General features: G+C 68.8%; 20 protein-coding genes. 19 read left to right on the forward strand and 1 reads right to left on the reverse strand.

What is annotated here, in order from left to right; genetic code table 11:
- Positions 1–134: 134 nt before the first annotated feature.
- On the reverse strand, positions 135–668 hold the full coding sequence (locus tag ABIE51_RS16755) for a hypothetical protein (RefSeq protein WP_192631537.1): 534 nt from the start codon (positions 666–668) through the stop codon (positions 135–137).
- Positions 669–909: 241 nt separating this feature from the next.
- On the opposite strand from ABIE51_RS16755, the gene rpoN reads away from it, so the two are divergent.
- From rpoN to flhA, 19 genes are all read left to right on the forward strand, one after another.
- Complete coding sequence (gene rpoN, locus ABIE51_RS16760) at positions 910–2298, forward strand: RNA polymerase factor sigma-54 (protein WP_192631538.1); 1389 nt, start codon at positions 910–912, stop codon at positions 2296–2298.
- 7 nt (positions 2299–2305) lie between these two features.
- On the forward strand, positions 2306–2689 hold the full coding sequence (locus ABIE51_RS16765) for a response regulator (RefSeq protein ID WP_115845006.1): 384 nt from the start codon (positions 2306–2308) through the stop codon (positions 2687–2689).
- A complete protein-coding gene (locus tag ABIE51_RS16770) occupies positions 2686–4155 on the forward strand; it encodes a sigma-54 dependent transcriptional regulator (protein ID WP_192631539.1) in 1470 nt (489 codons plus the stop codon). The genes ABIE51_RS16765 and ABIE51_RS16770 overlap by 4 nt, the downstream gene beginning before the upstream one ends.
- Before the next feature lie 1306 nt (positions 4156–5461).
- Positions 5462–5830, forward strand: a complete 369-nt coding sequence (gene fliE / locus ABIE51_RS16775) for a flagellar hook-basal body complex protein FliE (RefSeq protein ID WP_115844879.1) — start codon at positions 5462–5464, stop codon at positions 5828–5830.
- A gap of 129 nt (positions 5831–5959) precedes the next feature.
- The gene (gene fliF / locus ABIE51_RS16780; RefSeq protein ID WP_192631540.1) at positions 5960–7657 is read left to right on the forward strand and encodes a flagellar basal-body MS-ring/collar protein FliF; all 1698 of its coding nucleotides are present in this window, start codon (positions 5960–5962) and stop codon (positions 7655–7657) included.
- 10 nt (positions 7658–7667) lie between these two features.
- Positions 7668–8654, forward strand: a complete 987-nt coding sequence (fliG, locus tag ABIE51_RS16785) for a flagellar motor switch protein FliG (protein WP_115844938.1) — start codon at positions 7668–7670, stop codon at positions 8652–8654.
- 41 nt (positions 8655–8695) lie between these two features.
- Positions 8696–9298, forward strand: coding sequence for a FliH/SctL family protein (locus tag ABIE51_RS16790; protein WP_115844940.1), 603 nt, complete (start codon positions 8696–8698; stop codon positions 9296–9298).
- Between the two features lie 207 nt (positions 9299–9505).
- Positions 9506–10903, forward strand: a complete 1398-nt coding sequence (fliI, locus tag ABIE51_RS16795) for a flagellar protein export ATPase FliI (RefSeq protein ID WP_192631541.1) — start codon at positions 9506–9508, stop codon at positions 10901–10903.
- On the forward strand, positions 10900–11343 hold the full coding sequence (gene fliJ / locus ABIE51_RS16800) for a flagellar export protein FliJ (protein WP_192631542.1): 444 nt from the start codon (positions 10900–10902) through the stop codon (positions 11341–11343). The genes fliI and fliJ overlap by 4 nt, the downstream gene beginning before the upstream one ends.
- A complete protein-coding gene (locus ABIE51_RS16805; protein WP_354504564.1) occupies positions 11343–12644 on the forward strand; it encodes a flagellar hook-length control protein FliK in 1302 nt (433 codons plus the stop codon). The genes fliJ and ABIE51_RS16805 overlap by 1 nt, the downstream gene beginning before the upstream one ends.
- A gap of 498 nt (positions 12645–13142) precedes the next feature.
- A complete protein-coding gene (locus tag ABIE51_RS16810) occupies positions 13143–13637 on the forward strand; it encodes a flagellar basal body-associated FliL family protein (RefSeq protein ID WP_157031066.1) in 495 nt (164 codons plus the stop codon).
- Positions 13638–13662: 25 nt separating this feature from the next.
- On the forward strand, positions 13663–14694 hold the full coding sequence (fliM, locus tag ABIE51_RS16815) for a flagellar motor switch protein FliM (RefSeq protein ID WP_115844891.1): 1032 nt from the start codon (positions 13663–13665) through the stop codon (positions 14692–14694).
- A 5-nt stretch (positions 14695–14699) separates the two neighbouring features.
- The gene (gene fliN, locus ABIE51_RS16820; protein WP_115844942.1) at positions 14700–15032 is read left to right on the forward strand and encodes a flagellar motor switch protein FliN; all 333 of its coding nucleotides are present in this window, start codon (positions 14700–14702) and stop codon (positions 15030–15032) included.
- A gap of 287 nt (positions 15033–15319) precedes the next feature.
- Complete coding sequence (gene fliO / locus ABIE51_RS19365) at positions 15320–15709, forward strand: flagellar biosynthetic protein FliO (RefSeq protein ID WP_192631751.1); 390 nt, start codon at positions 15320–15322, stop codon at positions 15707–15709.
- 158 nt (positions 15710–15867) lie between these two features.
- Positions 15868–16719 carry a flagellar type III secretion system pore protein FliP gene (gene fliP / locus ABIE51_RS16830; protein ID WP_192631543.1) on the forward strand — a complete coding sequence of 284 codons (852 nt, stop codon included), beginning with the start codon at positions 15868–15870 and terminating at the stop codon, positions 16717–16719.
- 10 nt (positions 16720–16729) lie between these two features.
- A complete protein-coding gene (locus ABIE51_RS16835) occupies positions 16730–16999 on the forward strand; it encodes a flagellar biosynthetic protein FliQ (RefSeq protein ID WP_115844895.1) in 270 nt (89 codons plus the stop codon).
- A gap of 193 nt (positions 17000–17192) precedes the next feature.
- On the forward strand, positions 17193–17981 hold the full coding sequence (gene fliR / locus ABIE51_RS16840) for a flagellar biosynthetic protein FliR (RefSeq protein WP_192631544.1): 789 nt from the start codon (positions 17193–17195) through the stop codon (positions 17979–17981).
- A gap of 112 nt (positions 17982–18093) precedes the next feature.
- Positions 18094–19248: a flagellar biosynthesis protein FlhB gene (gene flhB, locus ABIE51_RS16845; RefSeq protein ID WP_192631545.1), complete on the forward strand. Its 1155-nt coding sequence runs from the start codon at positions 18094–18096 to the stop codon at positions 19246–19248.
- Between the two features lie 38 nt (positions 19249–19286).
- Complete coding sequence (gene flhA / locus ABIE51_RS16850) at positions 19287–21323, forward strand: flagellar biosynthesis protein FlhA (protein ID WP_253338038.1); 2037 nt, start codon at positions 19287–19289, stop codon at positions 21321–21323.
- Positions 21324–21354: the final 31 nt, after the last annotated feature.

A 21354-nucleotide genomic window follows, 5' to 3' on the forward strand; every position in this document is an offset into this window, starting at 1 on the left:
GGGGCGAAGAGTCGCCAACTGTTTGAGCGGAGCGCAGCGCAGCGAGTTTTGGCGACGACCCCTCTTTGGCGAGGAGCGCAGGGGACCGGCGTCGCGTAGCGGCGCCGGCTCGCGTCAGGAGCGGATGGTTTTGGTTACTTTTGCCTAAACAAAAGTAACCCGCTCGCTTGCGAGCGGAAGCTTTGCACTTGCTTGAGTGCTGCTGCTTTGCTGCTGCTTTGCTGCTGCTTGGCTGCTGCTTGGCTGCTGCTTGAAGGGCGGTCCGCAACAACAAAGATCAATATCACGAGCAACAGCTTCCGCCCTGAAGGGCGGGTTACTTTTGTCTTGGCAAAAGTAACCAAAACCGTTCGCTCCTGACGCGAGCCGCCGCTACGCGGCGGTACCCTGCGCTCCTCGCCGGAAAAGGGACGTCGCCCGAACTCGCTACGCTCAGACAGCGGGCGACTCTTCGCCCTTTTCCAGCTGCGGTGCTCGGCTCGCTTTAAGTCGCTGATCAAGGCGCAAGCAACAGCCACAGCCACAGCCACAGCCACAGCAACAGCAACAGCAACGGCAACGGCAAAGGCAAAGGCAAAGGCAAAGGCAAAGGCGAGGGCAAAGGCAAAAGGCAGGGCCCCTTCTGGCCCACCCCTTGCAACACCCCCGCGACGCCACGAACCCGTCACACCCCCGGCGCCAATTCCTCGTCACAAAGCCAAATTGTGACCGCCATCTCCGTGCCCACCCGCGTCACTGCCTGACGCAGGCGCACAGGGCCAGTCAGGAACACGTCGCAAAGTAAGGGCCACCCCTACAACACGACAGGTTTGCCCCGAGAGATGTCCGGGCACGCCCTGATTCGTTTGCCGTCACCTTCACATCACGATGACTTCCGTGCCGCCGGCTCCGGCGGATGGGGACACAACCGTGAAAGCAACGATGAGCCCGAAGCTCGGGCTGGGCGTCAACCTGACGCCGCAACTGCTGCAGTCGATCCGCCTGTTGCAGCTCACCGCGCCGCAGCTCGAACTCGAGCTCCGCCAGGCGCTGGAGCGCAACCCGCTGCTCGAACAGGACGAAGCCGAGGACGAGGGGGTCGACTCGGCGACGGACGCGCAGCAGGAAGCGGCCGCATGGGACGAGCTTCCGGAGCCGTCGTTCCTGTCCGGCGGCAACGGCGGCGGCGAGTTCGACGACGACGCCGCTTCGCGTATCGCCGACGGGGAATCGAGCGATCCGCGCGTGCGCCTGCTGCAGTCGCTGTCGCTGCAGTGGAAGCCGCGCGACGTCGAACTGGCCGCGTGGTGGCTGGACCAGTGCGACGATCGCGGCTACCTCGAAGCCCCGCTCGACGAACTGCACCTGCTCGGTGCCAGCTCCTGCAATGTCGATGCCACGGAACTGGAAATCGTCCGCCAGCGCCTGCTCCACGGCGAATGGCCCGGCGTGGCCGCGCGCGACGCCACCGAATGCCTCGATGCGCAGCTCTCGCTGCAGCCCGAATCCGAAGCGCGCACGCTCGCCGCGCGCATCCTGGCCGATCACATCGACCTGCTCGCGATGCACGACGAAGCCGCGCTCGCCAAGGCGCTGAAGGCCGACGCCGAGGCCGTGCGCGCCGCCGTCGCGCTGATCCTCACGCTGCGCGCCCATCCCATCGCCGATGCCGCGGTGAATGAACGCGACATCGTGGTGCCCGACGTGGTCGCCTGGCGCGCCGACGGCCGCTGGCACGTCGCGTTGAACGGCCGCACCGCCCCGCGCCTGCGCATCGCGCCGCATTGCGAACGCGCCCTGGCCGATGCGCCGGGCGACGTGTCCGCGCTGCGCGGCCTGCTCGATGAAGCGCGCTGGCTGGTGCGCGGCGTGGCGATGCGCAACGACACGCTGCTGCGCACCACGCAGGTGCTGGTCGAACGCCAGCGCGCGTTCCTGGAGCGCGGCGAGGAAGCCATCGCCCCGCTGACGCTGCGCGAAGTCGCCGACGCCATCGGCATGCACGAATCCACCGTCTCGCGCATCACCAGCGGCAAGTACCTGCAGACGCCGCGCGGCACGATCGAACTCAAGCGCCTGTTCGCGGTGCGCCTGGACGGCGCGGAAGTCTCCGGCAGCGCGGTCAAGGCGATGGTCAAGCGCCTGATCGACGATGAACCCTCGCACGCGCCGCTCGCCGACGACACCATCGCCGGCCTGCTCGCCCGCCAGGGCGTGCGCGTGGCGCGCCGCACCGTCGCCAAGTACCGTGACCAGCTGGCCATCGCGCCGGCGCGCCAGCGCCGCCGTCCGGCCGCTCTCATGGCGAAGGCGGGCTGAAACCATCATGCGTGAACTGCGAATCCTCATCGTCGACGACCATCCGGGCTTCATCAGCGCGGCGATCCGCCACCTGCGCAAGCAGCCGTGGGCGAACGTCGTCGGCACCGCCGGCAACGGCATCGAAGCCATCACCCAGTGCGAGACGCTGCGTCCGGACGTGGTGCTGATGGACATGGCGATGCCGGAGATGGGCGGCCTGCAGGCCGCACGCCTGATCAAGGCGCAGGACGAACCCCTGCCCTTCATCGTCATCGCAAGCCATTTCGACGACACCGAGCACCGCGAGCACGCCCTGCGCGCCGGTGCCGATGCCTTCGTCAGCAAGCTGGCCTACATCCAGGACGTGCTCCCGCTGCTGGAGCGCCTGGCCACGGAAGAAACCCCATGAGCGAGTCCCGCATCCTCCTGATCGACAACGACCTTGCGCGCGCCGAGCGCGTGGCGACGCTGCTCGAGTTCATGGACTTCACCCCGCGCATCGCGGCCGACGCGAGCGAGATCAACCTCGATCGCGCGCGCGCCACCGACTGGGTCGCCGTCATCGCCGGCGACACCAGCGGCGACGCGGCGGCATGGGACCGTTTTGCAGCGTGGCTGGGCTCGCACCCGATGCATCCGCCGGTGCTCGAACTGCCGGGCCATGGCGACAACGCCACCTGGCGCGTGCAGTTCCACCCCGATCAGGTTTGGGCGCTGGATTACCCGATCCGTCGCACGCAGCTGCAGGACGTGCTGCGTCGCGCGAGCCTCAAGCGCCTGGACGACGACGCGCGCCGCGAGATCCCGCAGGTCGGCCCGACCGGCCGCAGCGCCGCCGTGCTGCGCCTGAACCGCATGATCGACCAGGTCGCCAACTTCGACACGACCGTGCTGATCCTGGGCGAATCCGGCACCGGCAAGGAAGTCGCCGCGCGCGCGATCCATGCGCGTTCCAAGCGTCGCGAGAAGCCGTTCGTCGCGATCAACTGCGGCGCGATCCCGCCGGACCTGCTGGAAAGCGAACTGTTCGGCCACGAGAAGGGCGCCTTCACCGGCGCGCTGACGCAGCGCAAGGGCCGCTTCGAGATGGCCGAAGGCGGCACGCTGCTGCTGGACGAAATCGGCGACATGCCGATGGCGATGCAGGTCAAGCTGCTGCGCGTGCTGCAGGAACGCTGCTTCGAGCGCGTCGGCGGCGGCGCGACGATGAAGTGCGACGTGCGCGTGATCGCCGCGACGCACCGCAACCTGGAATCGCACATCGCCGAAGGCAAGTTCCGCGAGGACCTGTTCTACCGCCTCAACGTGTTCCCCATCGAGATGCCGTCGCTGCGCGAGCGCGCCGCCGACCTGCCGGACCTGATCAACGCGATCTCGCGCCAGCTGTCCGACAGCGGCCGCGGCCGCGTGACGCTGGCTGGCGATGCGGTCGCGATGCTGCAGCAGTACGCGTGGCCGGGCAACGTGCGCGAGCTGAGCAACCTGCTCGAACGCCTGTCCGTGCTGCATCCCAACGGCCTGGTGCGCGCCGACGACCTGCCGGCGCGTTACCGCTGCACGCTGCCGGCCGAAACGCTGGCCTCGATCGACGCGATCCAGCCGGAAGAGCCGGCCCCGGTAATGGCGCTGATGCGCGAAGCCGAGGCGCCGGATCCGTCGACGCTGTCGCCGACCACGACGCTCCCGCCGCAGGGCATCGACCTGCGCGGCCACATCGCGAACATCGAACTGGACCTGATCCGCGCCGCGCTCGCCCAGACCGGCGGCGTCGTCGCCCACGCCGCGCCGCTGCTCGGCCTGCGTCGCACGACGCTGGTGGAAAAGCTGCGCAAGTACGGCATCGAACGCGACACGATGGAGCTGGCGGAGCTCTGATTTTTTGGGCGGGCGGTGGTAGCGCTCGCAACGGGATTCGGGATTCGGGATTCGGGATTCGGGATTCGGGATTCGGGATTCGGGATTCGGGATTCGGGATTCGGGATTCGGGATTCGGGATTCGGGATTCGTGATTCGTGATTCGTGATTCGTGATGCGGGAAGCGGAAAGCGGGAAGCGGGAAGCGGGATGCGTCACCGAAGCCGTCATCCCGGCGAAAGCCGGGACCCAGGCACGTAACGCACGGGCACTCCCTGCACGGCGAACCACGTCACCGTCATTCCAGCGGAAGCTGGAATCCATCTGGCATCCGGTTCGAGTCGAGGAGCCACACCGCAGCACTGTGCGGCAATGACCGTTCACCGCTGAGGCTTCGTTACCCCTCACCCCAACCCCTCTCCCGATGGGAGAGGGGCTGAAAGCCGTCATCCCGGCGAAAGCCGGGACCCAGGCCCGTAACGCACGGGCACTCCCTGCACGGCGAACCCACGTCACCGTCATTCCAGCGGAAGCTGGAATCCATCTGGCTTCTGCGTTCGGTCGAGACGCAACTGCGCAGCGCTGTGCGGCAACGATCGTTCAACGGAGAGGCTTCGTTACCCCTCACCCCAACCCCTCTCCCGATGGGAGAGGGGCTCAAAGCGGCGCCATCGCGCCAGTAGCGTCAAGCCTGCTGTTGCTGTTGCTGTTGCTGTTGCTTTGGCCACTGCGCTTGTCGCTTTTGCGGTTGCTTCTGCCTTTCCCAGCGACTTAAAGCGAGCCGAGCACCGGAGCTGGAAAGGGGACGAAGAGCCGCGCACTGTCTGAGCGGAGCGTAGCGTAGCGACAAATCGTCTGGAACGATTTGGACCGCCGCAGGCGCCGGCGCAAAGCGCAGGCTCGCCACATGGATGTGGCGAGGTCCGTTCGGGCGACGTCCCCTTTCCAGTGAGGAGCGCAGGGCACCGCCGCGCAGCGGCGGCTCGCGTCGGGAGCGAACGGTTTTGGTTACTTTTGCCAAGACAAAAGTGACCCGCCCTTCAGGGCGGAAGCTGTTGCTCGTGATGTTGATCCTGTAGTCGCCGCGCGCGACCGAGCCGCCCGACTAAGGCGAGCGCACAGCGCCGTGCCCCGACGCGAGCGCCAACACATCGCACGCCCCAGACCCTCACCCCAACCCCTCTCCCGATGGGAGAGGGGCTCAGAGCACCGCGACGGATTTGCGACGCAGCGCGACACAGGCGCGCGCCAATAACCCGTTCATGAACCGTGGCACGCCGCTTGCCTGTACCTCGCAGGACGACCTGAACGTGCCACGCCACGGACCATGACCGACGCAATCTCCTCCATCCTGTCCCAGATCCGCGCGCACGAAATGCGCATGCGCGGGCCGGACGCCGCGCCGGGCAATGCCATTGCCCCGTCGGCGCTCGCCCCGGGTGCGGCGTCGGGCGCGACGGGGGCGGCCGGCGCGCCGGGATTCCAGCAGACGCTCAACAACGCCATCGACAGCGTGAGCCGCGCGCAGAACACCTCGGGCGCGCTGCAGCAGGCGTTCGAACTGGGCGATCCGCGCGCGGACCTGGCCCGCGTCATGGTCGCCATGCAGCAGTCGCAGGTCGCCTTCCGCGCCACGGTCGAAGTCCGCAACCGGCTGGTGCAGGCGTACCAGGACGTCATGAACATGCCGGTCTGATGACCGTGATTGGTGATTCGTGAATGGTGATTCGAAAGAGCCACCGCACGACCGCCTGATCGCCAGCCCACCACCTCGCGCCCGCAACACCAATCACGAATCACCAATCACAAATCACGAACCACAACCATGGCCGTCATCACCCTCCCCAACCAATCCAAGCTGCGCGAACTGCGCGGGCTGCAGGACATTCCGGTCGTGCGGCAGCTGGGGCTGTTCGCGCTGGTGGCGGCGGTCATCGCGCTGGGGCTGTGGATGTTCTTCTGGACGCAGAAGCCCGATTACGTGCCGGTCTTCGCCGGGCTCGATCCGAAGTCGACCAGCGAAGCCTCCGAGCTGCTGACCACCGCGCAGATTCCCTTCCGCATCGATCCGGGTTCCGGCGCATTGGCCGTACCGCAGGACCAGCTGGGCAACGCGAAGCTCGCGCTCGCCGCGGCCGGACTGCCGGCCAAGGCCGATTCGGGTTTCGAGGCGATCAAGGGCGACCAGGGCTTCGGCACCAGCCAGTTCATCGAGAACGCGCGCTACCAGCACGCGCTGGAATCCGAACTCGCCCGCACCATCGCCAACCTCCGCCCGGTACGCGAGGCGCGCGTGCACCTGGCGATGCCCAAGCCGTCGGCGTTCACGCGGCAGAAGGAGCCGGCCAGCGCGTCGGTCGTCCTGCAGCTGCACAGCGGCGCGGCGCTCGAACAGGGCCAGGTCGACGCCATCGTGCACCTGGTCGCGTCGAGCATTCCCGGCCTGCCGCCGGAACGCGTCACCGTCGTCGATCAGTACGGCCGCATGCTGTCGAACGTCGATCCGGATTCGGACGCGGCGATCAGCGCCAAGCAGTTCGACCAGCAGCATCGCCTCGAAGCGACCTACGTCCAGCGCATCCACGAACTGCTCGAACCGATGACCGGCAACGGCCGCGTCAGCGCGCAGGTCAGCGTCGACATGGACTTCGCCCAGACCGAGGAAGCGCGCGAGGTCTACGGCCCGCAGCAACCGATGATCCGCAGCGAACAGCTGTCCGAATCCAGCGCCGGTGGCGGCAACGCGCCGCAGGGCGTGCCCGGCAGCGCGAGCAACACGCCGGCCGCCGCACCGCCGGCCAATGCCGCGCCGAATGCCAACACGCCCAACGCCGCCGCCGTCGCGCAGCAACAGCAGCAGGCCGCGCCGAACGGGCCGTCTTCTCGCAGCTCGGTGCGCAATTACGAAATCGACCGCACGCTGACGCACACGCGCCAGGGTCCGGGCCGCGTGCGCCGCGTCACCGCCGCGGTGCTGGTGGACAACGTGCCCGCCGCGATGGGCAAGGACGGCAAGCCGTCGCTGCGCGCGCTCAACGAAGCCGAACTCAAGCGCATCGAGTCGCTGGTGCAGCAGGCCATCGGCTTCGACCAGCAGCGCGGCGACGCGGTGTCGGTGGTCAACGCGCCGTTCGCGCGCGACATCACGGCGATGGGCGAGGAAGAGAACACGCCGCTGTGGGAACACCCGCGCGCGATGGAATTCCTGCGCATCATCGTCGGCGGCCTGGCGGTGCTCGCGCTGATCCTGTTCGTGCTGCGCCCGATGTTCCGCCAGCTCATGGGCGCCAAACCCGACACGAAGAAGAACAAGAAGGCCCTGGCCGAAGCCACCGTCATCCCGGTGGACGACGAGGAAATCTCCGTCGCGCTGTCCGCGCCGGCGCAGGAAGCGGCGACGCCCGCGCTGCCGCCGGGCGCGATGACCTTCGACGACAAGCTGGAAGTGGCGCGCGCGGCGGTCAGCAACGACTCCAAGCGTGTGGCGCAGGTGGTACGCGACTGGGTGGAATCCGATGCCTGATACGACCGGACTGAGTGGCGTGCAGCGCGCCGCGGTGGTGCTGCTTTCGCTGGGCGAAGCGCAGGCCGCCGAGGTGCTCAAGCACATGAGCGCCAAGGAAGTGCAGAAGCTGGGCGTCGCGATGACCTCCGTCAGCGGCGTCTCGCGCGAATCGGTGGGCAAGGTGATCGACCAGTTCGTCGACACGCTCGCACAGCCGAGCGGGCTGGGTTCGGGCGCCGACGAATACGTGCGCGCCGTGCTCGTGCAGGCGCTGGGCGAGGAACGCGCGAGCGGCCTGATCGACCGCATCCTGCTGGGCCGCAACACGTCGGGCCTGGACACGCTGAAGTGGATGGAACCGCGCGCGATCGCCGACCTGGTGCGCAACGAACACCCGCAGATCATCGCGATCGTCATGGCGCACCTGGAAAGCGACCAGGCCGCCGAGGCGCTCAAGTGCCTGCCCGACCGCGTGCGCGCCGACGTGCTGCTGCGCATCGCCACGCTCGACGGCATTCCGCCCAACGCGCTGAACGAACTCAACGACGTCATGGCGCGCCAGTTCGCCGGCGCGCAGAACCTGAAGTCGTCCTCCGTCGGCGGCGTGAAGGTCGCCGCGAACATCCTCAACTTCATGGATTCGGGCCAGGACGAGCAGATCCTCGGCGCCATCGGTGAGGTCGACGGCGAGCTCGGCGTGCGCATCCGCGACCTGATGTTCGTCTTCGACAACCTCGCCGAGATCGACGACCGCGCGATGCAGGCGATCCTGCGCGAAGTGCCGAACGACAAGCTGTCCGTCGCGCTGCGCGGCGCCGAGGCGAAGGTGCGCGAGAAGATCACCTCGAACATGTCGCAGCGCGCGGCCGAAATCCTCGTGGAAGACATGGAAGCGCGCGGTCCGGTGCGCCTGGCGGAAGTCGAAGCGGCGCAGAAGGAAATCCTCTCGCTCGTGCGCAAGATGGCCGACGCCGGCACGATCCAGCTCGCGGCCAAGGCTGAAGCGTTCGTATGAGTCCGGCCTTCGCGAGTGCCGCCGCGGCGTGGAACACCGAAATGGCCGGCGCGGTGCGCTGGACCGCGCCGGGACTGGAGCCGGTCGAGCCCGAGCCCGTCGTCGAACTTCCGCCGCCGCCGAGCGTGGAAGAGCTGCAGCAGATCGAACAGGCCGCGCACGACCAGGGCTACGCCGACGGCCTCGCCCGCGGCCACGCGGAAGGCTTCGCGACGGGCCAGGCCGAAGTTCGCCGGCTGGTCGCGCAGATCGAAGGCATCCTCGACGGCTTCACGCGTCCGCTCGCGCGGCTGGACGACGAGGTTTCCGAAGCGCTCGCCGAACTGGCCGTGCGCGTGGCCGGCTCGCTGATCGGCCCGGCGTACACGGCCGATCCGTCGCTGCTGGCCGACCTGGTGCGCGAAGCGCTCGACGCCGTCGGCACCAGCCAGCGCGGCGTCGAACTGCGCCTGCACCCGGACGACATGGGCGTGCTGTACCCGCACCTGGCCGGCCTGGACGGCGTGCGCCTGACCAACGACACCACGCTGGCGCGCGGCGAACTGCGCGTGCACAGCGAGAGCGTGCGCATCGACGGCACGCTCGCCGCCCGCCTGCAGGCGGCGCTGGAAAGCACCATCGCGGCGCATGGGGTGGCGCGGTGACGCCGCCATCGCTTTGCTTCCCTCTCCCTCCGGGAGAGGGATCGAGGGTGAGGGTCGGGACGTGCGATGCGCCGATGGTCGCCATGCGTCCCGATACGAGCGCTTTGTCGCGAGTGCGGGCGGCATCACTCCGCCTGCCCTCACCCCAACCCCTCTCCCGCACGCGGGAGAGGGGCTCAAGGGCACGGGACTTGCAGTAACCGTCCCATGACCACCCCCGCCTCCCACTGGCAGGACGCCCGCAATCTCCGCCTCGCCGCGCGGCTGGGCGCTTCGTCGTCGCAGCCGGTCTCGATGGGGCTGGCGCGCGAAGGCGTGCTGCGTCGCGCCGTTGGCCTGACGCTCGAAGCCTCCGGCTGCAGCGCGCCGCTCGGCTCGCGCTGCCGCGTGGAAACGCATGGCGGCGTGTGGGTCGATGCCGAAGTCGTCGGCTTCTCGGGCGACCGCACGTTCCTCATGCCCAGCGCGCACCTCGAAGGCCTGCTTCCGAACGCGCGCGTCGTGCCCTCGCGCCAGCGTGGCGAAGTCGCCGTTGGCGAAGGCCTGCTCGGCCGCGTCATCGACTCCGACGGCGTGCCGCTCGACGGCCGCGGCCCGATCCGCGCCGAAAGCTGGGTCGGCCTGGCCGGCAAATCCGTCAATCCGCTGATGCGCGAACCGATCACGCGCTCGCTCGACGTCGGCGTGCGCGCGATCAACGCGCTGCTGCCGATCGGCCGCGGCCAGCGCGTGGGCCTGTTCGCCGGTTCCGGCGTCGGTAAATCCACGCTGCTGGGCATGATGACCCGCTTCACCGCCGCCGACGTGATCGTGGTGGGGCTGATCGGCGAACGAGGCCGCGAAGTGCGCGACTTCGTCGAAGCCACGCTCGGCGAGGAAGGCCTGCGTCGCGCCGTCGTCGTCGCCGCGCCGGCCGACCGACCGCCGCTGGCGCGACTGCACGGCGCGCTGCGCGCCACGGCGATCGCCGAGTGGTACCGCGACCAGGGCCTGCACGTGCTGCTGCTCATGGATTCGCTCACCCGCTACGCGCACGCGCAGCGCGAGATCGGCCTGTCCGTCGGCGAGCCGCCGACCACGCGCGGTTATCCGCCGTCGGTCTTCGCGAAACTGCCGGCACTGGTCGAACGCGCGGGCAACGGCGCCGACGGGCGCGGTTCGATCACCGCGTTCTACACCGTGCTCACCGAAGGCGACGACCAGCAGGAACCCATCGCCGATGCCGCGCGCGCGATCCTCGACGGCCACATCGTGCTGACGCGCCGCATCGCCGATGCCGGCCAGTACCCGGCGATCGACGTGGAAGTCTCGGTCAGCCGCGTGATGCAGGACATCACCGACGCACCGTGGCGCGAGCGCATCCGCAAGCTCAAGCGCCTGATGTCCGCCTACAACGCGCAGCGCGACCTCATCGCGATCGGCGCCTACCAGCGCGGCAACGACCCGGTCGTCGACGAAGCGCTGGCGCGCTGGCCGGCGATCCTGAATTTCCTGGGCCAGGACGTGAGCGAGGCGTCGGATGTCGCCGCCAGCCGCGACGCGCTCGCCCGCCTGCTCGACGATGTCCGAGAACCCGTTGTCGCCCGACCAATGGAGACTGCATGACCCGCTCCCAACGCCTCGATCCGCTCCTGAACCTGATGCAGCAGCGCCAGGACGCCGCCGCGCGCGACGTCGCCGAGCGCGACCGCCAGCTGGCCGAACAGGAACAGCGCCTGGACGCGCTGCGCCGCTACGCCGAGGAATACGCGATCACGCCCAGCGAGGCGACCATCGCCCCGGCGCTGCTCGCCAACCGCATCGCGTTCCGCGCCAAGCTCGAAACCGCCGTGGACCAGCAGACGCGCATCGTCGATTCCAGCCGCCAGAACCGCGACGTCGAACGCACGCGCCTGATGCTCGCCAGCCGCGACAACAAGGTGCTGGAAAAGCTGGCCGACAGCTACCGCGCGCAGGAATCGCGCGTGGCCGAACAGCGCGTGCAGCGCGAACTCGACGACCTCGGCGGCCGCCGCCGCACCAACGGCAGCGACGGAGCGGAGTGATGCAGGCGTTCGACGCCCTCTTCGGCGGGCAGCGCGCGAATCCGGCGCGCAACACGACTCCGGATGCCTCGCGTTCTTCGAACGCGCATGACGGCGTAGCTTCGTCGGGCGGATTCGACCGGATGCTGCAGGCCCAGGGTTCGCGCGCGTCGAACACGGCGCCGCGCATGAACGAATCGCCGAATGCGTCCACGCAGGCGAAGGCGAAGGACGCGTCACCGCGCGATGCGGAATCGCCGCGTGCGTCGGAGGAATCGAAGTCGTCCGAAACAAAGTCCAACGAGACGAAATCGAACGACGCGTCGCGCGAGACCGCGCGTGCCGAGTCCAGGGACGATGCACCGCGCGACGCGAGCGATGGCGGTTCCGGGTCCGACCCCGCTGCGACCGCTTCGGAAGACGCCACGGCCGCCAGCGACACGACCTCGACCGCTCCGACGGCCGCGCCCGGCGATGCGACGACGCCGGCGCTTCCCGAACAGATGCTGGCGCTGCTCAACGGGCTGGCGGGCGCCAGCACGGGTGCCGCCGCGACGTCGTTCGCCGTTGCCCCCGAAGCGCAGCCGCCCGGCCTGCTGCGTGACGTTGCCGTGGCGACGGCTTCCGATCCGCGCGGCGGCAATGCCACCGCGCCGGTCCTGCCGACGCTGCCCGGCACGCAAGCCGCGACTGCTGCGCCGACCGATGGCGACGCCACGGCGGCGTTCGCGATGGCGATGGGCGCGGCCGCTTCGGCGGACACGAAGACCTCGGGCGCTACCGATACCGCCGCGCTGGATTCGATCGGCATCGGCGATACGGCTTCGACGTCCGCGTCGCTGCCGTCGGTATCGACGATGACGAACCATCCGCTTCCGCGCGGTGTCGCGGCGGCGGTCCAGGCGAACACGCCGATTCCGCTGGACAACGGTTTCGACGACGGCTTCTCCTCGCGCATCGCGTGGCTGGCCGACCAGAAGATCGGCCATGCCGAAATCCGCATCACGCCTGATCACCTCGGCGCGATCGACGTGCGCCTGCAACTGGACGGCAACCGGGTGAACGCCGAATTCCACAGCGCCCAGCCCGACGTGCGCCACGCGCTGGAATCCAGCCTGCCGCGCCTGAAGGACATGCTCGGCCAGCAGGGTCTGCAGCTCGGCCAGGCCGACGTGGGGCAGCGCCAGGCGCAGCAGCAGTCGAACGGGCAGGCGGCTTCGTTCGTCGGTTCGAACGAGCGTGGCGAGGCGGCGAACGACGCCGGCTGGTCGCGCGGCCCGGCGGTGCGCGCGTCGCGGGGGTTGCTGGACGAGTACGCGTAGGGGGTCGCGAGGGGCTGTCGGGAGTCTGACGCTCGCCTTGCGTCAAAAGCCCGGCGCTCTTGAGCCCCTCTCCCCGCGGGAGAGGGGTTGGGGGTGAGAAGGCGCTGCTTGCGAACCACTGGTTCGCGCGCCTTCGAACGCCCGAACGCTATGCGTTCGGGCCGGGGAGGGGCAACGAAGCCGCAGCGCTGGCGAGGCGGTGCATTGCAGCGCTAGGTTCTTTGCTTCTGAAGCGCAGAAGCAGGCAACAACGACCTGCGCCGTCCCCCCCCCTCCGCCGACCCTCACCCCAACCCCTCTCCCGATGGGAGAGGGGCCAAAACCGCGCGAAGTGTGGCGTCGCCACTACGCCGACCCTCACCCCAACCCCTCTCCCGCGAGCGGGAGAGGGGCTAGACCCGCAGGGGCGACTGGCAGGGTGCGGAACGCGCCTGCATCAAACCCACCGGCACACCCCTTGCACGGACCCGGCATCCCCATTCGCCGAGTTCCACCGCAATGTCCAAGCCTGCCGCCCAAGCCGCTCCGCCCGCGCCCAAGAGCAACAACCTCGCGCTGTGGATCCTGATCGCCCTTCTGGCGATCGGCCTGGCCGGTGCCGGTGCGTTCTGGTTCCTGCAGGGCCGCGGCGGCGAAGCGCATGCCGCCGACAAGCCCGAATCCGCCGCCACGCAGCCGGCGCGCTACTACGCGCTGGAGCCGGCGTTCGTGGTGAACCTCGCCGACACCTCCTCGGTGCGCTACCTGCAGGCCGACGTGCAGGTGATGACGCGCGATGAAGCCACCGGCGCCGCGCTCGAACTGCACACGCCGGCCATCCGCAACCGCCTGCTGCTCCTGTTCGGGCAGCAGACCGCCGCGCAGCTCGCGCAGCGCTCGGCCAAGGAACGCCTGCAGCAGCAGGCGCTGGCCGAAGTACGCAACGTGCTGAAGGCCGAACGCGCGCCCGACAAGGTCGAAGCCGTGTTCTTCACCAGCCTGGTCACGCAGTAAACAGCGCCGGAGCGCGATTTCGATGATGACCGACCTGCTTTCACAGGACGAGATCGACGCCCTGCTCCACGGCGTGGACAGCGGCGCGGTCGAGACCGAGCCGCCGCCGGCGCCGGGCGAGGCACGCAATTACGACTTCGCCAGCCAGGACCGCATCGTCCGCGGCAAGCTGCCGACGCTGGAGATGATCAACGAGCGCTTCGCGCGCACCTGGCGCATCGGCCTGTTCAACCTGCTGCGGCGTTCGGCCGACCTGTCGGTGCGCGGCATCGACCTGATCCGCTTCGGCGAGTACATGCACTCGCTGCAGGTGCCGACCAACCTCAACCTGGTGAAGATGAAGCCGCTGCGCGGCACGGCGCTGGTGATGTTCGAACCGCGCCTGGTGTTCACCGTGGTGGACAACTTCTTCGGCGGCTCGGGCAAGTACCACACGCGCATCGAAGGCCGCGAGTTCACGCCCACCGAGATGCGCGTGATCCAGCTGCTGCTCAAGCAGACCTTCGCCGACCTGGTGGACGCGTGGGCGCCGGTGATGCCGGTGGAGTTCGAATACCTCAATTCCGAGGTGAACCCGCACTTCGCCAACATCATCAGCCCGCGCGAATACATCGTGGTGTGCCGCTTCCACGTCGAACTGGAAGGCGGCGGCGGCGAGTTCCACGTCTCCTTCCCGTACGCGATGCTCGAACCGATCCGCGAGCAGCTCGACGCCGGCGTGCAGAGCGACCGCATCGAACGCGACGAAAGCTGGACGGTCGCGCTGCGCTCGCAGCTGCACGACGCGGAGATCGAGCTGTCCAGCGTGCTGGCGCAGCGCTCGATCAGCCTGCGCGACCTCTGCCGCCTGCGCGTGGGCGACGTGATCCCGATCGAGATCCCCGGCACGGCCACGCTGAAGGTCGAGCAGATGCCGCTGTTCTCCGGCGAATTCGGTACGCACAACGGCCGCAACGCCATCAAGGTCAACGCCGTGCACGCCGTGCGCGAGAAGCCGGTGTTCGATCCGACCAATCCCGATTCCATCGCGGTCCACACCGCGCTCACCCAGGCCTGATGCCGATGAACAACCAAGATTCCGCCGCACGCGCCGCGTTCGATCCGCTCACCGCCGAAACCGGCGGCCTGACGAGCGACCTCAACCTGGACGTGATCCTCGACGTGCCGGTGACGCTGTCGCTGGAAGTCGGCCGCGCGCGCATCCCGATCCGCAACCTGCTGCAGCTCAACCAGGGTTCGGTCGTGGAACTGGAGCGCGCCGCCGGTGAACCGCTGGACCTGTACGTCAACGGCACGCTGATCGCGCAGGGCGAAGTGGTGGTGGTGAACGACCGCTTCGGCGTGCGCCTGACCGACGTCGTCAGCCCGGCGGAACGGATCAAGAGGCTGCGATGAGCGGTTCGGGTTCTGTCGAGGCGGCCGCCGCGGTGGCCCTCACCCCAGCCCCGCTCCCGCAGGCGGGAGAGGGGCTTGGCTCCAGCTCCGACATCGTGATCGGCACGACGGTGAACACGGTCGAGGCCGCTGCTCCTGCCCCCGCTCCTGCCCCCGCTCCCGCGCCTGCGGCAGAGGGCCAGGGTGAGGGCACGAGCGGAGCCGTCGCGTCGAATCCGGCAGAACCGCAAGCCGCACCCACGGCCGCGCAGGTCCTGAAAAAGCCCGCGACCGCGCACACCGCAACCGTGGGCCAGCCCACCAAACCGCAAGCCTTCGCCAAGCCCGCCGAGGGCCCCGGCGTCGGCGGCGCGGTGTTCGCGCTGATCCTGGTCGTCTCGCTGATCCTTGGACTCGGCTGGCTCGCCAAACGCATGCCGGGTTTCGGTCGCGTGGCCGGCGGCAACGGCCTGCGCGTGGTCGGCTCGCTCAGCCTCGGACCGCGCGATCGCGTCGTCGTGGTGGACGTGGGCGGCACGCAGTTGCTGCTCGGCGTCGGCCAGAACGGCATGACGACGCTGCACACGCTCAGCGAACCGCTCCCCGTGGCACAACCTTCGCAGGGAACGCCCAACCTGCAGAACCTCGCGACGCCTTTCGCGCAGCTGCTGGCCAAGCATCTTGGGAAGAAGCCGTGACGCCCGACCGTTCCTCCGCTTTGAGCTGTCATTCCCGCGAAGGCGGGCTCGCGCTCCACTTCGGCGAAGCCGAATATCCAACCATCCGAGGTATCACGTCTTTCGTGGAGCGTGCTGCCACCGACAGATGGATTCCCGCCTTCGCGGGAATGACAGCTATGGTGCGCAAGCGCTTGTTGCTGGCGACCCACGCGTTTGCAATCGCGTTGCTGGTGTTGGGCACGCTGGTCATGACCGGCCCCGCCAACGCCCAGGCCCTCCCCGACCCCGTCGCCGCGCAGGCGACCGCACAACCCACCGCGCTGCTGTCCGCACCGGGCCTGCCCTCGCTGAACAAGCCGCTGCCGTCGGTCACCGTCGGCAAGGTCGGTGGCGAGCCGGTCAGCATGCCGATGCAGGTGCTGCTGCTGATGACCGGCATCACGCTGCTGCCGGCGGCGCTGCTCGGGCTCACTGCGTTCACGCGCATCATCATCGTGCTGGGCCTGCTGCGTCAGGCGCTGGGCACCGGGCAGACGCCGAGCAACCAGGTACTGCTCGCGCTGGCGCTGTTCCTCACCGCGATGGTGATGATGCCGGTGTTCGACCAGGCCTGGGCCGCGGGCATCGCGCCGTATCTCAACGACCAGATGGATTTCCGCAGCGCGTGGACCGCCGCGTCGGAGCCGTTCCGCGGCTTCATGCTCGCGCAGATCCGCGAGAACGACCTGATGACTTTCGCCGGGCTGTCCAACAGCGGCCCGTACGCGACGCCGCAGGACGTGCCGTTCAGCGTGCTCGCCGCGTCCTTCCTCACCAGCGAGCTGAAGACCGCGTTCGAGATCGCGTTCCTGATCTACATCCCCTTCGTGATCATCGACCTGGTCGTGGCGAGCGTGCTGATGTCGATGGGCATGATGATGCTCTCGCCGATGCTGATCTCGGCGCCGTTCAAGATCCTGCTGTTCGTGCTGGTGGACGGCTGGGTGCTGGTGGTGGGCTCGCTCGCCGCCTCGTTCAACCCGGTCTGAGGGCGCCGCCATGACGCCCGAAACCGCACTCACCGAAATCGGCCGCGGCCTGCAGATGGCGCTGCTGCTCGGCGCGCCGCCGCTGATCGCGGTGCTCGTGGTCGGCGTGGTCGTCGGCATCGTGCAGGCTGCCACGCAGCTCAACGAACCGACGATCGGTTTCGTCGTGAAGGCCATCGCGCTGGTGGCGACGCTGGCGCTGACGGGCAACTTCCTGCTCGGAAAGCTCGTCGGGTTCACGACGGATCTGTTTCATCGCATTCCGCACATCGTGGGGTGATGGCGGTGAGGCGTGATGCTCTTGCTCGTCATTCCCGCGCAGGCGGGCTCGCGCTTCACTTCGGCGAAGCCGAACATCCATCCATCCGACGTGTCACCGCCTACGTCAGGCCTGATGCGGCTGAGACATGGATTCCCGCCTTCGCGGGAATGACGGCTCGGAAGGCAATGCCGGACCTGCGGCAGGTGCCCTGATGGAACCCACCTCCGCCACCGTCATCGACGGCCTCAACCTGTTCGGCATGCTCGCCACGGTGCTGTGGCACGCCATCCGCATCGGCGCGGCGATGCAGGCGATGCCGATGATCGGCGGGCGCGGCGTGCCGATGCGCGCGCGGCTGATGATCACGCTGGCGCTGTCGGGCGCGCTGTCGGCGCTGCTGCCCACGCCGCCGGCGGCGGGCGTGGATGCCGCCACGGTACTGACGGTCGTGCGCGAATTCGCCGTCGGCCTTGCGATCGGCACCGTGCTGCGGCTCGCGTTCGAAGCCGGGCAGTTCGCCGGCGAACTGGTATCGCAAGGCATGGGCCTGTCGTTCGCGACGATGGCCGATCCGCTGTCCGGTGCGTCCTCGCCGGTGCTGTCGCAGTGGTTCTACCTCGTCTTCGGGCTGCTGTTCTTCGCCTTCGACGCGCACCTGGCGCTGGTGCGGCTGCTGCTGGACAGCTACCACGCGCTGCCGCTTGGCACGCCGATTCCCGACGTGCAGCAGTTCCTGTCGGTGGTGCCGACGTTCTTCACCGCCGCCTTGCAGGCCGGCCTGCTGCTGGCGCTGCCGGTGATCGTGGCGATGCTCGCGGTGAACCTCGCCTTCGGCGTGCTGGCCCGCGCGGCGCCGCAGCTCAACCCGGTGCAGCTGGGCCTTCCGGTCGCGCTGCTGGTGGGCCTGGTGCTGCTGATGCTGCTGGCACGCGAGATGCAGGGTCCGGTGGAGCGTCTGTTCGATTCCGCCTTCGAGGCGGCACGCGCAGTCACCGCATGACGAAGATTTTCGTCATTCCCGCGAAAGCGGGAACCCAGCGCCTTCGCTTCTGATGGACTGAACGTCGCTGGGTCCCCGCGTTCGCGGGGATGACGGTTAACGGAAGCGCACCGTGTCCAGCGAAGACCAGGAAGACAAGACCGAACAGCCATCAGAGAAACGATTGCGCGAGGCGCGCGAACGCGGCGACGTCCCGCGATCGCGCGAACTGGGCAACGTGGCGGTGCTGGGCTGCGCGGCGATGGCGCTGGTGGCGACCGGCTCGGGCATCGGCAGCGCATCGCAGGACTGGCTGCGGCAGGCGCTCACCATCGATCCGGCGATCCTCGACCAGCCGGACCGCCTCGTTCCGCACGCCGCCTCGCTGTTGCTGGGTTTGTTGAAGCCCATGCTGCCGGTGTTGCTCGCCGCGCTGGGCGCCTGCTTCATCGCACCGATGGTGATGGGCGGGCTGCGTTTCGCCAGCAAGTCGCTGGCGCCGGATTTCGCGCGCCTGAGCCCCATGAACGGCTTCAAGCGCATGTACGGCAAGGAAAGCCTCGCCGAGCTGGTGCGCTCGGTGCTGCGCGTCCTGCTGATCGGCGGGCTCGCCGGCATGGTCGTGTGGGGGGCGTTCCGCCACCTCACCGACATGGCCGGCATGTCGCTGCATGAAGGCGTGGCCGTCGGGCTGTCGCTGATCACCAAGGCGGTGATTGCGATGGTCGGCGCGCTGGGCCTGCTCGCGCTGATCGACGTGCCGTGGCAGCACTGGTCGTACCGCAACCGCCTGAAGATGAGCAAGCAGGAGCTGCGCGACGAGTACAAGGAAAGCGAAGGCAACCCGGAAGTGAAGGCGCGCGTGCGCCAGATCGCCGCGCAGCTGTCGCGCCGCCAGCAGATGGAAGCCGTGCCCACCGCCGACGTGGTGGTCACCAACCCGACCCACTACGCCGTCGCCCTCAAATACGAGGCCGGGAAGATGCGCGCGCCCAAGGTTGTGGCCAAGGGCGTGGACGAGATCGCCCTGGCGATCCGCGACGTCGCCGGCAAGCACCGCGTCTCGATCATCGAGGCGCCGCCGCTGGCACGCGCCTTGTATCGGCATGCGCAGATCGACCAGGAGATCCCGGTGAAGCTCTACGCCGCCGTCGCGCAGGTGCTGTCCTACGTCTACCAGCTCAAGCGCTGGCACCCGGCGCATGGGCCGATGCCCACGCTGGGCGATGTGTCTGTCGAAAAGGGCCTGGCGGACGGTGACTCCACCGTCAAAGACCCGACAGCATGAGCAGTCAGGCTTCCGGCGGAGGTTTGTCCCTCTCCAGCATGGGCCACGCCGTGAAGAGCGGCCTGGCCACGCCCATCGTCGTCCTCGCCATGCTGGCGATGGTCATCGTCCCGCTGTCGCCGCTGGTGCTGGATGCGCTGTTCACCATCAACATCGCCATGTCGCTGGTGGTGCTGCTGGCGGTGGTGTACGTCCGGCGGCCGCTGGAGTTCTCGATCTTCCCCAGCGTCCTGCTGCTGGTCACGCTGCTGCGCCTGGCGCTGAACGTGGCCTCCACCCGCGTGGTGCTGCTGCACGGCCACCAGGGCCCGGCGGCGGCGGGCCACGTCATCGAATCCTTCGGCCAGTTCGTCATCGGCGGCAGCTTCGCGGTCGGCATCGTGGTCTTCGCGATCCTGACCATCGTCAACTTCGTCGTCGTCACCAAGGGCGCCGGGCGCATCTCGGAAGTGTCGGCGCGCTTCATCCTCGACGCCCTGCCCGGCAAGCAGATGGCGATCGACGCCGACCTCAACGCCGGCCTGCTGTCGCGCGAGGACGCCAAGCTGCGCCGCGAGGAAGTGCGCGCCGAAGCGGACTTCTACGGTTCGATGGACGGTGCCAGCAAGTTCGTGCGCGGCGACGCCATCGCCGGCCTGCTGATCCTGGCGATCAACATCATCGGCGGCGTGCTGATCGGCGTGCTCCAGCACGACATGGCGCTGAAGGACGCCGGCACCACCTACGTATTGCTCGCCATCGGCGACGGCCTGGTCGCCCAGCTGCCGGCGCTGCTGATCTCCACCGCGGTCGCGATGCTCGTCACGCGCGCCACGCGCGAGCAGGAAATGGGCCAGGCGGTCACCACGCAGGTGCTGCATCCGCGTGCGCTGGCGGTCTCGGCCGCGCTGCTCGGGCTGGTCGGCATCGTGCCCGGCATGCCGAACCTGCCCTTCCTGACGCTGGCGGCGCTGCTCGGCTTTGCCGCGTGGAAGATGCACAAGCGCGCGCTCGCGCCGAAGGAAGACACGCCCGAAGCCGAAGCGGCTGCCACCGCCGCCGCGCAGCCCGAGCTGAGCTGGGACGAACTGCGTCCGGTCGAGCCGCTGGGGCTCGAAGTCGGCTACCGCCTGATCGCGCTGGTCGACAAGCACCAGGGCGGCGAACTGCTGGCGCGCCTGAAGGGTGTGCGCCGCAAGCTCACGCAGGACCTGGGGTTCCTGATTCCCGCCGTTCACGTGCGCGACAACCTCGAGCTCGCGCCGGGCACGTACCGCGTGCTGGTGCACGGCGTGCCGATCGCCAGCGGCGAGATTCAACCTGATCGCCACCTCGCGCTCGACCCGGGCCATGTGTACGGAAAGATCGAAGGCATTCCCGGCAAGGATCCGGCGTTCGGACTGGACGCGGTGTGGATCCAGCCGAGCCAGCGCGCGCAGGCCGAATCGCTGGGCTACACCGTCGTCGATGCCGCCACCGTGGTCGCCACGCACCTCTCGCACCTGGTGCGCGAGCGCGCCGCCGAGCTGCTCGGCCACGAGGAGGTGCAGCAGCTGCTCGCCACGCTCGCCAAGGCCTCGCCGCGCCTGGTCGAAGACCTGACGCCGAAGCTGCTGCCGCTGTCGACGATCGTGCGCGTGCTGCAGTCGCTGCTGGCCGAACGCGTGCCGGTGCGCCAGCTGCGGCAGATCGTCGAGGCGCTGCTGGAGCATGGTCCGCACACGCAGGACCCGGCGCTGCTGACGGCCGCCGTCCGCACGGCGCTGGGCCGCTTCATCGTGCAGGAACTCAACGGACTGGGCGCCGAGCTGCCCGTCTATACCTTGGCGCCGGCTCTGGAACGGGTATTGCAGGACTCCGTCAGCGGCCAGGGCGCCGCGCTGGAACCCGGACTCGCCGAGCGTCTGCATCAGAACCTCAGCGAGTGCGTCACCCGCCAGGAAGGCCGCGGCGAACCCGCGGTGCTGCTGGTCCCAGGCGGGATTCGTTCGGCGATCGCCCGGCTCGTGCGGCACAGCGTCCCCGCGCTGACCGTGTTGGCCTACGGCGAGGTGCCGGAGGACAAGCGGTTGCGGTTGGTGGGGGCGGTCGGGTGAGTTTGAGCCGTGATTCGTGATTCGGGATTTG

Origin of the sequence: Lysobacter sp. OAE881 (assembly GCF_040546665.1) — a bacterium.
GTDB classification, from domain to species: Bacteria; Pseudomonadota; Gammaproteobacteria; order Xanthomonadales; family Xanthomonadaceae; genus Lysobacter_J; species Lysobacter_J soli.

Coding starts and splice junctions, on each gene's coding strand:
- ABIE51_RS16835 (WP_115844895.1), top strand. CDS start 16,730: ATGACGCCCGAAACCGCACTCACCGAAATCGGCCGCGGCCTGCAGATG.
- ABIE51_RS16765 (WP_115845006.1), top strand. CDS start 2,306: ATGCGTGAACTGCGAATCCTCATCGTCGACGACCATCCGGGCTTCATC.
- fliE (WP_115844879.1), top strand. CDS start 5,462: ATGACCGACGCAATCTCCTCCATCCTGTCCCAGATCCGCGCGCACGAA.
- fliF (WP_192631540.1), top strand. CDS start 5,960: ATGGCCGTCATCACCCTCCCCAACCAATCCAAGCTGCGCGAACTGCGC.
- fliP (WP_192631543.1), top strand. CDS start 15,868: ATGGTGCGCAAGCGCTTGTTGCTGGCGACCCACGCGTTTGCAATCGCG.
- fliN (WP_115844942.1), top strand. CDS start 14,700: ATGAACAACCAAGATTCCGCCGCACGCGCCGCGTTCGATCCGCTCACC.
- flhA (WP_253338038.1), top strand. CDS start 19,287: ATGGGCCACGCCGTGAAGAGCGGCCTGGCCACGCCCATCGTCGTCCTC.
- ABIE51_RS16770 (WP_192631539.1), top strand. CDS start 2,686: ATGAGCGAGTCCCGCATCCTCCTGATCGACAACGACCTTGCGCGCGCC.
- fliJ (WP_192631542.1), top strand. CDS start 10,900: ATGACCCGCTCCCAACGCCTCGATCCGCTCCTGAACCTGATGCAGCAG.
- ABIE51_RS16790 (WP_115844940.1), top strand. CDS start 8,696: ATGGCCGGCGCGGTGCGCTGGACCGCGCCGGGACTGGAGCCGGTCGAG.
- fliM (WP_115844891.1), top strand. CDS start 13,663: ATGACCGACCTGCTTTCACAGGACGAGATCGACGCCCTGCTCCACGGC.
- fliI (WP_192631541.1), top strand. CDS start 9,506: ATGACCACCCCCGCCTCCCACTGGCAGGACGCCCGCAATCTCCGCCTC.
- fliR (WP_192631544.1), top strand. CDS start 17,193: ATGGAACCCACCTCCGCCACCGTCATCGACGGCCTCAACCTGTTCGGC.
- ABIE51_RS16805 (WP_354504564.1), top strand. CDS start 11,343: ATGCAGGCGTTCGACGCCCTCTTCGGCGGGCAGCGCGCGAATCCGGCG.
- ABIE51_RS16810 (WP_157031066.1), top strand. CDS start 13,143: ATGTCCAAGCCTGCCGCCCAAGCCGCTCCGCCCGCGCCCAAGAGCAAC.